The sequence below is a fragment of the Kitasatospora sp. NPDC097605 genome (assembly GCF_040302725.1).
Classification (GTDB): Bacteria; Actinomycetota; Actinomycetes; order Streptomycetales; family Streptomycetaceae; genus Kitasatospora.
The window spans coordinates 34,438-49,067 of sequence record NZ_JBEOSF010000048.1 but is presented as its reverse complement, the minus strand read 5'-3'; the positions used below and the strand labels follow the sequence as shown (position 1 = coordinate 49,067).

Here is a 14,630-nt window from a genome sequence, read left to right as displayed (position 1 = left end):
CCGCCGTGCGGGAGGGCACGGCCGGGTACGGCGCGGCGGGCCGCGGGCGCACCGCTGCGGGCCGCTCCGGGGAGTCGCCACCTCGACCGTAGTACGGCCGGACCGCCGCGTGCCATCCGAGCGGACGGGAGGCCGCCTCACCTGCCGGGGGTGAGGCCGGCGCCCGCCGGAACGGCGACGATCGTCGCGAGGACCGGCCCGCCGGACCGGCACCGACCCCGGAGGAGGCCGCCGTGACCGTCCCCGGACCGGCGTCCCGCAGGCGCGTCCCCGGCCCGTCCGGGCCGCTTCCGGCCCAGGCCGAGCGGACGGACTACGCGGGGGCCGTCTACGGCTCGATGCTGGCGGCCTCGGTGATCGCGGCCTCCAGCCTGAGCGGACCGCACCCGCGGCTCTCGCTGATCCTGCTGCTGGTGATCACCGGACTGGTGTTCTGGGCGGCGCACGTCTACGCGCACGTGGCCGGGCAGCGCGAGGCCGGCCGCCAGGTCACCTGGCACCAGGTGCGCGCGGTGGGGCGGCACGAGTGGCCGATCGTCGAGGCCGCGGTGCTGCCGGCCCTGGCGGTGCTGGTCAGCCCCTGGCTCGGGACGGGGGAGAACGCCTGGCTGGCGCTCGGCGTCGCGGTGGCCCAGCAGGTGGGCTGGGCGGGCCTGGGCGCCCGCCGGGCGGGGGCCGCGCCGCGCCAGGTCCTCGCCGAGGCCGCGGTCAACCTGCTGCTCGGCCTGGTCATCGTGGCGGCCAAGGTGGCCGTCGGGCACTGAAATCACCCGGACCGGGTGGTCCCCGGGGCCGGGCCGGCGTGGCGCAGTGGTACCCGGGGCCGTGTCCCGCACCCGGACCGCGGCCGGACCACCTGACCGCGGCCGGACCATCGCGGCCGGACCATCTGGAGGCAACCATGACCGCCGCCGTTCCCCACGGCGCCGCCCCGCCGGCCGGGGCGCCCGCGAAGACCGACCACGTCGGATCCGGGCTGCTGACCTTCGCCGGCGTGCTGCTGGTGCTGGTGGGCGCCCTGAACGCGCTGGACGGCATCTCCGCCATCGCCGGCTCGCACGTCTTCATCGGTGACGCCCACTTCGTCTTCGGCGACCTGCTGGCCTGGGGCTGGGTGATGCTGGCCCTGGCCGTCGCCCAACTCGGCGCCGCCTACGGCGTGCTGGCCCTGCGCGCGCAGTGGGCCCGGTGGGCCGGTGTCGTCGTGCTGGTGCTCAACGCCTTCGCGCAGATGTCCTTCGTCCCGTCCTACCCGGTGTGGTCGCTGACGATCATCGCGATCGACGTGGTCGCCATCTACGCGCTGACCGCCTACGCCACGCCGGACCGCTGGGCGCCGGCCCGCTCCGAGCAGCCCCCCGGCCCCGGCGGCGGCTGAGCGTCGGACTCGGCTGAGCGTCGAACTCCCCGACGGCCCCCACCGGTTGAGTCCGGCGGGGGCGGGCGGGCATGGACCGCGATCGGGTGGCATGGCGGGCGCAGGTGCGGGAAGACGGGCTCCCGGGCCGGTGCTGACGGTCCGCCGGGAATCCCCGGCGGGCCGTCGGCCGTCCACCCGGCCGCACCGTCGCCACCGTCGCCACCGCCGAGGAGGAACCCCGATGACCCGGCCCGTCCCCCCGAACCTGTCCGTCGCCCACCTGGCCGCCGAGGCCGCCGAACTGCTGCGCGCCGCCGGCACCGCCCCGCAGGGCGGCCGGCCCGGCCTGCTGCACACCGCCGAGGCGGCCGAGACCGTCGGCGCCCTGGCCGGGCTCACCGCGCGGCTGCCCGAACTGCTGGACCACGTCGAGGCGTTCCTCAGCAGCGAGCAGGCGGCCGGCCGGATCGCGTCCGGCGCCGGGGACGGCGCGTTCGTGGCCGTGCGGACCGCCCGGGACGCCCGGGAGCAGCTCTACGAGGCGAGCCGCACCGCCGCCCTGCTCGCCGAGTCCCTGGCGGCGGCCACCGCGATCCTGGCCCCGTTCGGCGCGAACCGGGCGAGCGGCGGTCCGACCGTCCCGCACGTCTGACCGCTCAGGCCGGCCGCTCCAGCCGCCAGACCACCTCGGTCCCGCTGCCGGCCGGGGGCACCGGCGGCGCGGCCGGCCCGCGCCGGACCTCCGTGAACCCCAGCCGGCGCGGGACGGCGGCGCTGGCGGTGTTGGCCAGGTCGTGCGCGATCTCCACGAACTCCACGCCCGGCAGCGTGAACATCTCGGCGGCCAGCGCCGACGCCGCCCGGGTCGCGATGCCCCGGCCGGTGGCGGCCGGGTGCAGCCAGTACCCCAGCCGCGGCCCCCGGGGATCGTGCCCGCGGTAGGCCTGGCACATCCCGAGCAGCCCGCCGTCCCGGGCGGCGAGGGCGTAGTTGAACACCTCGCCCGCCTCCCAGCGCGCGGTGGACCGTTCGAGGAAGCCCAGGGTCGCCTCCTCGTCGTGCCCGGAGATCCAGTGCTCCCAGGGCCGCAGGTGCTCCCGCGACTCCTCGATCAGCGCCGTGGCGGCCGTGAGGTCCTGCTGCCCGCGCCAGCGGCGCAGCGTGAAGTCCCCGCAGTCGATGATCTCCCTCGGTCGCGCCATGGAGGCCATCATGACCCGTGCCGCGCCGGTGCCGCCAGAGCCCCCGGGGCCGCACCGGGCTCGGTGGTGCGGCCCCGGGGGCTCGGGTCAGCGCTCCTCGCGGAAGTCGACGTGCCGGGCGACGACCGGGTCGTACTTGCGCAGCACCATCCGGTCCGCGTCGGTGCGGCGGTTCTTGCGGGTGACGTAGGTGTAGCCGGTGCCGGCCGTGGAGCGGAGCTTGATCACCGGGCGCAGTTCGCTGCGGGTCATGGGGGTCCTCCCGATCGGAGACGGAAATCGTTTTCATCCGCGTCCAACGCGAGCCCCCCGGCGCGCATTCCCGGCCGACCCGGTCGCCCCGGCCGGCGTCGTCCCGCGCGCCGGCCCCGGGACCGGGCGAACACTGGAGACATGGACCCGGTCGAAGCGCTCCGGCGGATCGCCTTCCTCCTGGAGTGGCACGACGCCTCGCCCTACCGGGTGCGGGCCTTCCACACGGCGGCCGACGCCGTCCACGCGCTGCCCGCCGGCCCGGTGGACGCGGCCCGCGCCCGGACGCTGCGCGGGGTCGGCCCGGTCACCGCCGAGGTGATCGCCCAGGCGTCGGCCGGCGCGGTGCCGGCCTACCTCGCCCGCCTGGAGGAGGAGACCGGCCCGGCCGCCCGGGCCGGCTGGGACCTGGTGTCGGCGAGCCGGGGCGACTGCCACCTGCACTCGGACTGGTCCGACGGCGGCAGTCCGATCGAGGTGATGGCCGAGGCGGCCGGCGCGCTCGGGCACCGCTGGGCGGTCCTCACCGACCACTCGCCGCGGCTCACCGTCGCCCACGGCCTCAGCCCCGACCGGCTGCGGCTGCAACTGGCCGCGGTGGCCGCCGTCAACGCCCGCCCCGGCTCCGGTCCGCGGCTGCTGACCGGCATCGAGTGCGACATCCTGGACGACGGCTCGCTCGACCAGGAGGAGGACCTGCTCGGCGGGCTCGACGTCGTGGTGGCCTCGGTGCACTCCAAGCTGCGCTCCGACCCCGGTCCGATGACCGCCCGGATGGTGGCCGCCGTGCGCGACCCGCACGTCGACGTGCTCGGCCACTGCACCGGCCGCATCATCACCGGCCGGGGCCGCCCGCAGTCCCGCTTCGACGCGCGGGAGGTCTTCGCGGCCTGCGCCGAGTCCGGCACGGCGGTGGAGATCAACTGCCGCCCCGAGCGGCGCGACCCGCCGGACGACCTGCTGGCGCTGGCGGTCGAGGCGGGTTGCCTGTTCGCCGTGGACACCGACGCCCACGCACCCGAGCAGCTGCGCTGGCAGTCCACCGGCTACGCGCGCGCCGCGAAGGCGGGCCTGGGCCCGGACCGGCTGGTGACGACCTGGCCGCTCGGACGGCTGCTGGGGTGGACGGACCGCCGCTGAGCGCCGGGTGCACGCCGGAGATCAGCGCCGCGCCAGTGCCGCCACCGCGTCGGCGAACCGGTCGGGGCCGCGCGGATCCATGTCGAGGAACAGGTTCGGCTCGACGAGTTCCAGCTCCAGCACCACCGGCTCGCCCCGGCCGTCCAGCACCAGGTCCACCCGGGCGAACAGCGGGGGCCCGGGGCGGGGCACCGCCGCCACGGCCGCCAGCGCGGTGCGCAGCTCCGCCTCCGTCGGCCGGTACGGGACGACGTCGGGGTGCGGGAAGCGGTCGTTGTCGACGATCCCCGGCTCGGTCAGCACGGGCCCTTTGCGGACGGCGTGGCTGAAGGCACCGCCGAACAGGATCAGCGCGCGTTCCCCCTCCGCGACCCGGGGCAGGTACGGCTGCACCATCACGCTGCGGCCCCGCTCCAGCAGCGCCCGGGCGTGCCGGGCGGCGTCCTCGCGTCGGCCGGCTGCGTAGCGGGCGGTGTCCAGCGCGGCCGCCGAGATCGCGGGCTTGACCACGACGCCGTCCGGGCCGTCCAGCTCCGCCGGGTCGACCGGGGAACCGGGTTCGAGGAACCGCGTCGGTGCGACGGCGACCCCGTGCCGGGCCAGCTCCCGGAGATAGTGCTTGTCGCTGTTCCAGCGGATCAGCGGCGCCGGGTTCCACAGCCGGGTGGCCCGCGCCGTGCGGTCGGCCCAGCCGAGGAAGGCGTCGAGCCGCTGCACGTAGTCCCAGGTCGAGCGGACGACCGCCAGGCCGAACCGCTCCCAGGCCGTCCGGTCCCCGCTCCACACCACCGGCTCCGCCGCCAGCCCGCGCTCGGCCAGCGCCGCCACCACGGGCGGCAGGTCCTCGTCGAGCCCGATCCCGGCCTCGCTGGTCACCAGGGCGATCCTGGTCGTGCTCATCGCACCCTCCTGCCCGTCCCCGGGATCCAGTCTGACCCCGGCCGCCTCAGGGGAGGAAGTGCGCCCCCAGCAGCCCGAGCCCGGCGTCCGCGGCGGCCCGCCACACCGGGGGCACGCCGTCGAGCAGCGCGTCGATGTCGGCCGGATCGCTCTCGTCGCGCAGGGCGGCGGCGAGCCGCAGCGCGGCCTCGTGGCGCTCGCGGGCCGTCCAGGTGAAGGCGCACCCGACCGCCGGCAGGGTGCGGCGGACCTCCTCGGGGGAGAGCACCAGGTCGCCGAACCACCCGGGCAGGGCGGCGAAGCGCTCCGGACCCAGGGCGTAGGCCAGGGCCGCCGCCGGATAACCCTTGCGCGCCGAGACGACCAGCCGGGGCAGCGCGTCGACCCGGCCGTGCTCCCAGGCCTCGTAGACGCGGTGGATCAGGGTGTCCAGCGCGGCCGGCGCGGCGGACCCGACCAGGTCGTCCCGGATCTCCTCGGTGCTCCCGGCCGCCCGCCACCGCCGGAGCAGGGCCGCGGACTCGGCGGAGGCCGCCTCCGCCTCGATGGCGGGGAGCAGCTCGGGGGCGTACCGCTCGACGGTGTCGGCGCGCACGGGCAGCAGACACCACAGGCCGTGGAAGCTCACCGTTTCTCCTCTCCTCGCCCGTGCGGGCCATGGTGCCAGCGGGGTCCGACAACGTGCCGGGGCCGGGTGTGCGGGCACACCCGGCCCCGGTCCGTCCCGGGCTCAGCTCTTGGCGAAGCCGTTCGGGCTGAGCGAGTCGAAGCCGAGCCGGACGGCGGTGACCGTGCCCAGGTCGGCGTTGGTGGTGTGCACCGAGACCAGTTCCTGGTCGGTCAGCGCCCGGCGGTGGATCCGGAACTCGTCCAGCGAGCCGGTGAAGCGGTTGGTGCCGTCGGGCTTGGCCCCGAGCTCGAAGCCGCTCACCGCGAAGGCGTCGGTGACCGTCACCGAGCCCGCCGGGACGGCCGCCGAGCCGGCCACCGCGCCGTCCACCAGCAGCTGGAGCGTGCCCGCCGAGCGGCGCAGCGCCACCTGGTGCCAGGCGCCGTCGCCGAACGCGGTGGCCGCCGAGGTGTCCACCGCGGTCACCGTGGTGGTCGCGGTGTCCGTCTCGAAGGCCGCGTAGAGCCGGTCCTGCGCGGGCTGCACCCGCAGCCAGATCTGCCGCTCGGCGCCACCGGTGCCGTACGCCCAGAGCAGCACCTGGTCCGGGCCGGCCGGCTGGGCCTGGTACCGCACCTCGGTGCTGATCGTGAAGTCGTCCGCGCCCAGCGCCACCGCCGAACGGTAGGGCAGCCGCACGTCGTCGTCGGTGCCGTCCAGGGTGAGCGCCGCGCCGAACGCGCCGGCCGCCGTCAGCCCGGCCCCGCCGTCCACCCGGGCGTTGACGCAGTGCGCCGAGCTGTCCGGGGTGGAGGGCCCGTCGTCCAGCCGCACCACGTCGTGCTGCTGGGTCCACTGGTTCTCGAAGCTCCACCAGAGCGCCGGCAGGTCGGCCGGGTAGTAGCCGCCGCTGCCGGACGGCGAGCCGGCCACCGTGGCGAGCTCGGCGGCGCTCAGCGCCCGGTGGTAGAGCCGGACCTCGTCCAGCGCGCCGGTCAGCACATCGGTGCCGGTGGGCTTCGCGCCCACCCGCAGGCCCTCGATGCCCTGCTCGGGGCCGGCCGTCAGCGAGCCGGTGAGGCCGTCGACGGAGGCGCCCGCGCCGCCGTCCACGCTGAGCCGCACCGTGCCGCCGGTGCGGGTGAGCGCCATCAGGTGCCAGGCGTCGTTGCCGAAGGCGGTGGCCGGGGAGGTGTCCGGCAGGGCCACCGAGACGGTGCCGGTGGTGGTCTGCACCCAGGCGTGGAGCCGGTCCTGGGAGGGCTGCGCCCGCACCCACAGCGAGCGCTTGCCGGAGGTGGAGCCGTACGCCCAGAGCAGGGCCTGGTCGCCGGTGCCGGCCTGGTACTTGAACCAGAGGGTGTAGCTGAAGTCACCCGAGCCGACGTCGAGGGCCGGCGTGTAGGGCACCTCGACGCCGGGGTGGGTGCCACCGACGGCGAGGCCGCTCGCGCCGACCCGGCCGGTCACCGGCGAGGGCTTGCCGCTGCCCAGCAGGGTGCCGTCGGCGCAGTGCCCGGAGACGTCCTCCTCGATCGCGATCGGGGTGCGGGTGGGTACGCTCGCCCCGTCCAGGACCTGGAAGGGCAGCCGCACCCCGAGCGCCGCGTCGGCGGCGGGCGCGAGCTCGCTCGCGTTGGCGTCCCGCAGCGCGGTGATCTGGGCGGGCGTCAGCGCGGTGCGGTACATCCGGAACTCGTCCAGGGTGCCGGTGAAGCGGTCGTCGGCGGCGGCGTTGGCCTTGGCGCCCAGCCGCAGCCCGGTGGAGCGGCCGGCCGGGCCCGGGGTGACGGCGCCGGTGACACCGGTGGCGGTGGCCGGGGTACCGCCGTCGACCGCCAGGCTGACGGTGCCGCCGGTGCGCGAGAGCGTCACCAGGTGCCAGGCGTTGTCCCCGAAGGCGGTCGCCGCCGACGGGTCGGGCAGGGCGACGGGGGTGCCGGCGTCGCTGCCCTGCACCCAGGCGTAGAGCCGGTCCTGGCCGGGCTGCGCGCGCAGCCACACCTGCGGGGCGGACGCGCCCACGCCGTAGCCCCAGAACAGGGCCTGCTGGGCGGTGGCGGCGGTGGCCTGGTACTTGAACCAGAGGGCGTAGGTGAAGTCGCCCGCGCCGGGGTCGATCGGCCGCGACCAGGGCAGGTCCGCGTACTGGGCGGCGGTCCCGGCGTTGTCCAGCACCAGGCCCTGGTAGAACCGGCCCGGGCCGAGCGCCGCGCCGCCGCGCGGGTAGGCGTCGCCGTGCTGCGAGCTCGCGTCCGGGGTGGTGACCGCCGCGGCGACCTGCTGCTGGTCGGAGCCGGTGCCGTGGAAGCCGCCGGGCACGCCGAGCGCGGCCGGGGCGAGGGTGCGGTAGTGGAGCTGGTCGGCGGAGAAGGTGGTGCCGGTCTCGTAGAGCAGCCCGAGCTCGCCGCCGACGGTCTCCACCAGGTCGGAGTAGCCCGAGGCGTCGCCGGTGATCAGGCCGTTGGCGGGGGTCTTCCAGGTGGTGCCGTTGTCGGTGGAGTACCGCACGGTCATGTTCTTGCGGCTGGTGGGATCGGCCGGGCCGGAGAACAGCAGGGTGTCGCCGGACGCGCTCTGCCAGGTCTGGCGCAGCGCCAGCACCGAGCCCTGGACGTCCGGGGTGACCAGCGAGGGGATCACGGTGGCGGCGGGCACCGTCGTCCCGCCGTCGGTGCTGACCGCGCGGGTGCGGTGGTTGGCGCTGCCGCCGATCTGGTTGCGCGCCATGGCGTAGACGCTGCCGCCGCGCAGCTCGGTGACGGACACCTCGCCGGGGTTGACCAGCGCCTGTCCGGGGTCGGCCGGGTCCGCCACGTAGGAGTTGGGGGTCGAGGAGGCCTGCCAGGTGGCGCCGTGGTCGTCGCTGTAGAGCACGCCCGCGTAGTCCGTGCCGGCGGAGGGGACCTGGTGCGCCCCGACCACCAGGCGCCCGGCGTGCGCGCCCTGGGTGAGCTGGACGCCGTGGCCGGGGCCGGTGGCGAACCAGCCGTTGGTGGCGCCGGAGAACGTCGAGGTCAGCTGCTCGGCGGCGGACCAGGTGCGGCCGTCGTCGTCGCTGTGCTGGATCCAGGGGAGCCGCTTGCCGGTCGGCGTCGCGGGGTTGGAGGTGGAGAGCAGGAAGATCCGGCCGGTGGTGGCGTCCACCACGGGCGCCGCATTGCCGCGGGTGTAGGGCTGGTCGGGGTCCTCGGGGCCGCCGGAGAGCACCACCTCGACCGGGCCCCAGCTGCGGCCGTCGTTGGTGGAGCGGCGCACCACGAGGTCGATGTCCTGGCGGTCGGCGCAGGTCGGCGACTTGCGGGCCTCGGCGAAGGCGAGCAGGGTGCCGGCGGCGGTGCGGGTCAGGGCCGGGATGCGGTAGCACCCGTAGCCGCCGGTGCCGCCGGCGAAGAGCACCTGGTCCGTGGTGCCGCTGACCCCGCTCGCGAGGGCCTGCCCGGCGGGCGGGCCGGCCAGGGCGAGGACGACCGTGGTGCAGAGCGCCGCCACCCAGGCCGGCCAGGCGAGCCGCGGGGCGCCGGTCCGGAGCCGCGTCCGGCGTCCGGCCCGGCGTGAACATGATCGATTCATGACGGCGGACTGTAGGCCGGTCGCGTGTACGGAGGATGTCCGGCGCGTGCGCACCCCGTGGCCCGCCCCGCCGCCGTGGCCGGGGCGGCTGACCGGTCGTCACTCGGCCCAGGCGGAGCCCTTGATGACCTCGACGAAGTCCCCGCGCTCGAATCCGGGCACGTAGTGGGCCAGGACGTCGGCCTTGACGTTGCCGAACGTGGTGGCGGGCCGGTCCTTGATGCCCTCGGTGAACGCGGCGAGGATGCGGTTCTTGAAGTCGGGCCGGGGGTGGGCGGCGGTGACGGCGGCGCGTTGCTCGTCGCTGACGGCGTGGTAGCCGATGCCGAGGACGTCCAGCTCCACGCCCCGGGTGACCAGCGCGATCTCCGGCGCCATGTGCAGCGGGATCTCCGGGGTGGTGTGCAGGGCGATCGCGGTCCACACCCGGTCGGCCGGCTCGCCCGTGATGCCGTGGGCGTGCAGGAAGCGGCGGGCCTCGTCGGCGCCGTCGATCTCGAAGCGCTGGTCGGTGCGGGCGAAGCGGCCGGTGAGTCCGAGGTCGTGGAACATCGCGCCGATGTAGAGCAGCTCGGGGTCGAAGTCCAGCCCCTGCTCGGCGCCGCGCAGGGACCCGAACAGGAAGACCCGCCGGGAGTGGTCGAACAGCAGCGGGGAGGCGACCTCGCGCACCAGTTCGGTGGCCTCCGCGGCCAGGGCGCTGTCCGGGATCCGCACACCGGCGATCGTCTCGGTCATCTCTTCTTCCTTCCTTCGGGGACCGCTCGGGCACCGTGCGGTCCGACTCCTCCAGACTCGCCCGGGCGCGTACGCTGGCGCCATGTCTGTTCAGCCGTTCGCCCCACGGATCCGGACATGACCCGGCGGGTCGGCTTCCTCGTGTTCGACGCCGTGACCCTGCTCGACGTCAGCGGCCCCCTGGAGGTCTTCCACCAGGCCGGGCGGCTCGGCCACCCGTACCGGACCGTGCTGGTCTCGCCGCGGGGCGGCACCGTCACCGCCTCCAACGGCGCGGCCCTGGCCGACACCGTCGCCCCGGGGGACGCCGGGCCGCTGGACACCCTGGTGATCGCTGGGGCCGACCACCTCGCCGCCGAGGGGCCCGACGACGGTCTGCTCGCCGCCGCGCGGGCCCTGGTGGGGGAGGAGCGCCGGGTGGCGTCGGTGTGCACCGGCGCCTTCGTGCTGGCCGCGCTGGGCCTGCTCGACGGCCGCCGCGCCACCACCCACTGGCGGCACGTCGCCACCCTCGCCCGCCGCCACCCCCGGGTGCGGGTGGAGCCCGACGCCCTGCACGTGCGGGACGGGCGCTTCCACACCGGTGCGGGCATCAGCGCGGGCATCGACCTCGCGCTCGCCCTGGTCGAGCACGACCACGGTGCCGACGTCGCCCGCGGGATCGCCCGCGAGCTCGTCGTCTTCGTCCAGCGCCCCGGCGGCCAGTCCCAGTTCTCCGCGGCCCTGGCCACCCCGCCGGTCCGCGGTGAGCTGCTGCGCACGCTCACCGAGGCCGTGCTCGCCGACCCGGCCGCCGACCACAGCCTGCCGGCGATGGCCGCCACCGCCGCCGTCAGCACCCGCCACCTGACCCGGCTGTTCCGCACCGAACTGGACACCACCCCCGCCCGCTGGGTGGAACTGGTGCGCCTGGACCGCGCCCGGCAGCTGCTCCTGGACGGCCACAGCGTCTCGGCCGCGGCCCGGCACAGCGGCCTGGGCAGCGACGAGACGATGCGCCGCGCCTTCGCCCGCCACCTGGGCACGACGCCCACCGACTACCGCCGGCGGTTCGGCAGCACGGGCTCCTGACGGTACGGCCCCGACGGCACCGCGCGCCGGCCCGCTCCGATCGGGCGGCCGGCTCGTTGAACGGGGTATGGCGGACGAAGCGGGTGACGGCGCGGCGGCGCCGATGGTCTGGGCCCTGGCGGTGCGTGCGACGGCGGCCGGGCCGCCGTTCGCGGAGCTGATCGTGGAGATCGGCCCGCGGCTGTACGGGGAGTTCGTGGAGAGCGCGGTGGACAGCGGCTTCGTGCTGGCGGCGGGGGAGCCGCCCGCCACCACCGCCGTGGTCGGGCTGCGCGGGGACGTGCTGAGCCGGCTGGTGCTGGTGGGCGGCCGGCAGCTCTGGGAGCCGGCCTCCGAGGTCCGCGCCTCGCCCGGCTGGGTGGCGGCCGCCGCGGGGCGGGCCCTGGTGGTGGTGCTCGTGGTGCCGCCGGGGACGTGGCCGCCCGATCTCATGGAACTCGACCCGGCGCAGGGCGCGGACGTGCTCGGCCGGAGCCTGGAGGCGGCCCGCACCTCCGGCGCGGTGCTGCACGGCACCGCCGCCTTCGCGCAGCTCGGTCCCTGACCCTGGTGGGGCGGAAGTGGCGTTCGGGGTCGGACCCGTGCGAACGAATCATTCCGATGAGGCTCCCGGTCGGTCAAGGGAAAACAAATTTCCCGGCCCCCTGAAATACTGCTGAAATAGAACGGCAATATCAAACAACGGGCAGCTGTTCGGTTTATCTGACAGAAGAGGGGGCGGCCCCCGGGCGGGTGGACCCGGGGGCGCGCCGGGCGTGCGCCGCCCCTGGGCTGCTCCGTCCGGTGTTCCGGCCGGTCCCGGGCCGGGGGCGGCGTGCGACCCGGCGCCCTGCTCGCGGAGTGGCGCCCTCGGCGTCCGGGGCGCGCGCGGCCGGCCGGAGCGGCGGAATGCGCGCCGTTGCGGAGTCATGACGGCGAACCCAATATTCGGATGGCCCGATCGCCATACCGGAACCTCACCTCCGGGCTCCGCCTCCCGCCGCAAGCCCCCCGCTCCGCCGTGCCCGGCGCCGTTTCCCGCCGTGCCGTGCCGCGCCGCCCGGCGCCGGCCGCTCCGCGCCGACCCGTTCCACGCTGTCCGGTTCCACGCTGTCCCGTTCCGCGCCGTCCAGCTCCACGCTGTCCGGTTCCACGCCGTCCCGCTCCGCGCCGACCCCGCCACGAGGAGGGTTCCGTTGGACAACCGGTACGAGGCCTACGCCTACGCCGACCCGCTCTTCTACGACTCGCCCCGCCGCTGGGGAGCGCAGGAGGAGTTCGCCGCCGTCACCCGCCCGCTGCCCGACGGCTGGGAGCACGGCGACCTGGAGATGTGGGCGGTGGTGCGTCCCGTCGACGTGCGGATCCCGGACCAGGGCTGGAAGATCCACGTCTCCTCGTGCGTCGAGACCGCGGAGGAGGTGCTGGAGACCGTCTTCGCCTACTGCCTGCGCGAACGGATCACCTTCAAGTTCCTGCGCGGCCTGCCGATCCTCCAGGTGCAGAACTCCAAGTACGCGCCGCGCGGCTCCAGCGGCAAGTTCTGCACCCTGTACCCGGTGGACGACGCCGAGTCGGAACGCTGCCTCGACGGCCTCGGCGCGCTGCTCGCCGGCCGGAAGGGCCCCTACATCCTCAGCGACCTGCGCTGGCAGGACGGCCCGCTGTACCTGCGCTACGGCGGCTTCGCCGAGCGCTACTGCCGCAACGAGGCCGGCGAGCGGGTGCTGGCCCTGGCCCGGCCCGACGGACGGCTCGTCCCGGACGTGCGCGGCGTCGCCTTCGCCGTCCCCTCCTGGGCACCGGTGCCGGAGTGCATCGCCCCGGCGGTCGCCGAGCGCGCCGTCCGGCGCGACACCGGGCTGCCGTACACCGTGGAGCGGGTCCTGCACTTCTCCAACGCCGGCGGCGTCTACCTGGCCCGCGACGGGCAGGACGGACCGCCGGTGGTGCTGAAGGAGGCCCGCCCGTTCGCCGGGCTGGACCAGCGCGGCGTGGACGCGGTGACCCGGCTGCGCAACGAGCACGCCGTGCTGGCCCGGCTCGCCGGAGTCCCCGGGGTCCCCGCCGAGCACGGACTGCTGACGGCCTGGGAGCACGAGTTCCTCGTCCAGGAGTACGTGACCGGCCAGTCCCTCAGCGAGTGGCTGACGGCCCGCTACCCGCTGATCCACCCCGACACCGACGAGGACGCCGTCGCCGAGTACACCCGGGACGCGCTGGCGATCGTCGAGCAGGTGGAACGGGCCCTGGAGCGGATCCACGCCCGGGGCGTCGTCTTCGGCGACCTCCACCCCCGGAACCTGATCATCAGGCCGGACGGCGACCTCTGCTTCATCGACTTCGAACTCGCCAGCACCGTCGAGGACTTCCTGCGCCCCGCGCTGGGAGCCGCCGGGTTCACCGCCCCGCTCGGGCGCACCGGCACGGACGTCGACCGGTACGGGCTGGCGGCGCTGCGGCTCTGGCTCTTCTACCCGCTGGTCCAGCTCACCGCGCTGGACCCGGAGAAGGCCGGCCGGCTCGCCGACGCCGTCGAGCGGCGCTTCCCGGTGCCGCCCGGCTACACCGCCGAGATCCGCCGCCACCTCGGCCGCTCGCCGCAGGACGGCCGCACGCCCCGCCCCGAACTGGAGGCCGGCCGCGCCGAGACCCGCGCGCTGCTGGAGGCGCCGGTCGCCGACTGGCCCGCGATCAGGGACTCGCTGGCCGCCGGCATTGCCGCGGCGGCCACCCCCGAGCGCGCCGACCGGCTCTTCCCGGGCGACGTCGCCCAGTTCACCCACGGCGGGCTCGGCCTGGCGCACGGCGCGGCCGGCGTGCTCTACGCCCTGCACGCGACCGGGGCCGCCGTCGATCCCGCGCACGTGCGGTGGCTGGCCCGCGCCGCCCGCGACCGCGCCCCGGTGCCCGGGCTGTACCACGGCGGCCACGGCGTCGCCTACGTCCTGGACCTGCTGGGCGAGCACGAGCAGGCCTCGGCCCTGCTGCGCCGCCTCGGCGCGGCCGCCGAGGGCGAACCGGCCTCCGAGCCCACGCTGGCCGGCGGCGGCCCGGGGATCGCGCTCACCCTGCTCCACTTCGCCCGCGCCACCGGGGACGAGCGGCTGCTCGACGAGGCACTGGGCACCGCCAGGAGCGCCGCCATCACCTGGGAGAAGACCGGGCGCGGCGACGCCGGACGGCGGGCCGGGCTGCTGGCCGGAGCCTCGGGCGCCGCGCTCGCCCTCGTCCGCCTCCACGAGCACACCGGGGACCACACCCTGCTCGACCAGGCCGAGGCCCTGCTGGAACTCGACCTCGACCGCTGCGTCCGGGTGGCCGACGGCACGCTCCAGGTGGTCGAGCGCCGCCGGGTGCTGCCCTACATCGAGACCGGCAGCGTGGGGATCGGCCTCGCCCTGGCCGCCCTCCTCGCCCACCGGCCCGACTGCGCGCTCGCCGAGCGGCAGCCGCTGATCCGCAAGGCGGCGGAGCCGGAGTTCGTGATCCAGCCGGGCCTGTTCAACGGACGGGCCGGACTCCTCGGCTACCTCGCCCTGACCGGCGACCGGACGGCGGCGGAGCCCCTGCTCACCCGGCACCGGGCCCTGCTGACGCTCCACCAGGTCCCCTACCACGGCCACCTCGCCTTCCCCGGCGACCAGTTGCTGCGCCTGTCGACGGACCTGGCGACCGGCTCGGCCGGGGTGCTGCTCGCCCTGGGCACGGCCCTGGCCGGCACCCCCTTCCTCCCGTTCACCGCGCCGGCGCCCGCGCCCCGGTGACCGCCCCGGGCGCGCACCGCGCCCCCACCGACTCCCGG

General features: G+C 76.2%; 13 protein-coding genes. 7 read left to right on the top strand and 6 right to left on the bottom strand.

Annotated elements, in window-relative coordinates; genetic code table 11:
* Positions 1-233: 233 nt before the first annotated feature.
* The 3 genes from ABTX81_RS35025 to ABTX81_RS35015 all read left to right on the top strand — a co-directional run bounded on the left by ABTX81_RS35025 (position 234) and on the right by ABTX81_RS35015 (position 2,012).
* Entirely contained in the window at positions 234-764 is a 531-nt protein-coding gene (locus ABTX81_RS35025; RefSeq protein ID WP_350554100.1) for a hypothetical protein, read from the top strand.
* Between the two features lie 137 nt (positions 765-901).
* Entirely contained in the window at positions 902-1,378 is a 477-nt protein-coding gene (locus ABTX81_RS35020; RefSeq protein WP_350554098.1) for a DUF7144 family membrane protein, read from the top strand.
* A 223-nt stretch (positions 1,379-1,601) separates the two neighbouring features.
* Complete coding sequence (locus ABTX81_RS35015; protein ID WP_350554096.1) at positions 1,602-2,012, top strand: hypothetical protein; 411 nt, start codon at positions 1,602-1,604, stop codon at positions 2,010-2,012.
* Positions 2,013-2,016: 4 nt separating this feature from the next.
* Here the strand turns inward: ABTX81_RS35015 and ABTX81_RS35010 are convergent, their stop codons facing one another.
* Both ABTX81_RS35010 and rpmG read right to left on the bottom strand, forming a co-directional pair.
* A complete protein-coding gene (locus ABTX81_RS35010; protein ID WP_350554094.1) occupies positions 2,017-2,562 on the bottom strand; it encodes a GNAT family N-acetyltransferase in 546 nt (181 codons plus the stop codon).
* 87 nt (positions 2,563-2,649) lie between these two features.
* Complete coding sequence (gene rpmG, locus ABTX81_RS35005) at positions 2,650-2,814, bottom strand: 50S ribosomal protein L33 (protein ID WP_350554092.1); 165 nt, start codon at positions 2,812-2,814, stop codon at positions 2,650-2,652.
* Between the two features lie 141 nt (positions 2,815-2,955).
* Between rpmG and ABTX81_RS35000 the strand changes: the two genes are divergently transcribed.
* The gene (locus tag ABTX81_RS35000) at positions 2,956-3,954 is read left to right on the top strand and encodes a PHP domain-containing protein (protein ID WP_350554090.1); all 999 of its coding nucleotides are present in this window, start codon (positions 2,956-2,958) and stop codon (positions 3,952-3,954) included.
* Positions 3,955-3,975: 21 nt separating this feature from the next.
* On the opposite strand, the gene ABTX81_RS34995 is transcribed toward ABTX81_RS35000, so the two are convergent.
* The 4 genes from ABTX81_RS34995 to ABTX81_RS34980 all read right to left on the bottom strand — a co-directional run bounded on the left by ABTX81_RS34995 (position 3,976) and on the right by ABTX81_RS34980 (position 9,775).
* Positions 3,976-4,854 carry an ATP-grasp domain-containing protein gene (locus ABTX81_RS34995; protein WP_350554088.1) on the bottom strand — a complete coding sequence of 293 codons (879 nt, stop codon included), beginning with the start codon at positions 4,852-4,854 and terminating at the stop codon, positions 3,976-3,978.
* 46 nt (positions 4,855-4,900) lie between these two features.
* A complete protein-coding gene (locus ABTX81_RS34990) occupies positions 4,901-5,482 on the bottom strand; it encodes a hypothetical protein (RefSeq protein WP_350554086.1) in 582 nt (193 codons plus the stop codon).
* A gap of 102 nt (positions 5,483-5,584) precedes the next feature.
* The gene (locus tag ABTX81_RS34985; RefSeq protein WP_350554084.1) at positions 5,585-9,037 is read right to left on the bottom strand and encodes a LamG-like jellyroll fold domain-containing protein; all 3,453 of its coding nucleotides are present in this window, start codon (positions 9,035-9,037) and stop codon (positions 5,585-5,587) included.
* 99 nt (positions 9,038-9,136) lie between these two features.
* Positions 9,137-9,775 carry an HD domain-containing protein gene (locus tag ABTX81_RS34980; RefSeq protein WP_350554082.1) on the bottom strand — a complete coding sequence of 213 codons (639 nt, stop codon included), beginning with the start codon at positions 9,773-9,775 and terminating at the stop codon, positions 9,137-9,139.
* Between the two features lie 117 nt (positions 9,776-9,892).
* On the opposite strand from ABTX81_RS34980, the gene ABTX81_RS34975 reads away from it, so the two are divergent.
* From ABTX81_RS34975 to lanKC, 3 genes are all read left to right on the top strand, one after another.
* Positions 9,893-10,846 (top strand): GlxA family transcriptional regulator, encoded by a 954-nt coding sequence (locus ABTX81_RS34975; RefSeq protein ID WP_350554080.1) that lies wholly within the window; start codon positions 9,893-9,895, stop codon positions 10,844-10,846.
* A 67-nt stretch (positions 10,847-10,913) separates the two neighbouring features.
* Positions 10,914-11,390 (top strand): hypothetical protein, encoded by a 477-nt coding sequence (locus ABTX81_RS34970; protein ID WP_350554078.1) that lies wholly within the window; start codon positions 10,914-10,916, stop codon positions 11,388-11,390.
* A gap of 631 nt (positions 11,391-12,021) precedes the next feature.
* On the top strand, positions 12,022-14,592 hold the full coding sequence (gene lanKC / locus ABTX81_RS34965; RefSeq protein WP_350554076.1) for a class III lanthionine synthetase LanKC: 2,571 nt from the start codon (positions 12,022-12,024) through the stop codon (positions 14,590-14,592).
* Positions 14,593-14,630 lie beyond the last annotated feature (38 nt).

Bases quoted from the DNA above. Each gene is read 5' to 3' on its own strand.
- ABTX81_RS35020 (WP_350554098.1), top strand. From the start codon at position 902: ATGACCGCCGCCGTTCCCCACGGCGCCGCCCCGCCGGCCGGGGCGCCC.
- ABTX81_RS35015 (WP_350554096.1), top strand. From the start codon at position 1,602: ATGACCCGGCCCGTCCCCCCGAACCTGTCCGTCGCCCACCTGGCCGCC.
- ABTX81_RS35010 (WP_350554094.1), bottom strand. From the start codon at position 2,562: ATGGCGCGACCGAGGGAGATCATCGACTGCGGGGACTTCACGCTGCGC.
- rpmG (WP_350554092.1), bottom strand. From the start codon at position 2,814: ATGACCCGCAGCGAACTGCGCCCGGTGATCAAGCTCCGCTCCACGGCC.
- ABTX81_RS35000 (WP_350554090.1), top strand. From the start codon at position 2,956: ATGGACCCGGTCGAAGCGCTCCGGCGGATCGCCTTCCTCCTGGAGTGG.
- ABTX81_RS34995 (WP_350554088.1), bottom strand. From the start codon at position 4,854: ATGAGCACGACCAGGATCGCCCTGGTGACCAGCGAGGCCGGGATCGGG.
- ABTX81_RS34985 (WP_350554084.1), bottom strand. From the start codon at position 9,037: ATGAATCGATCATGTTCACGCCGGGCCGGACGCCGGACGCGGCTCCGG.
- ABTX81_RS34980 (WP_350554082.1), bottom strand. From the start codon at position 9,775: ATGACCGAGACGATCGCCGGTGTGCGGATCCCGGACAGCGCCCTGGCC.
- ABTX81_RS34975 (WP_350554080.1), top strand. From the start codon at position 9,893: ATGACCCGGCGGGTCGGCTTCCTCGTGTTCGACGCCGTGACCCTGCTC.
- ABTX81_RS34970 (WP_350554078.1), top strand. From the start codon at position 10,914: ATGGCGGACGAAGCGGGTGACGGCGCGGCGGCGCCGATGGTCTGGGCC.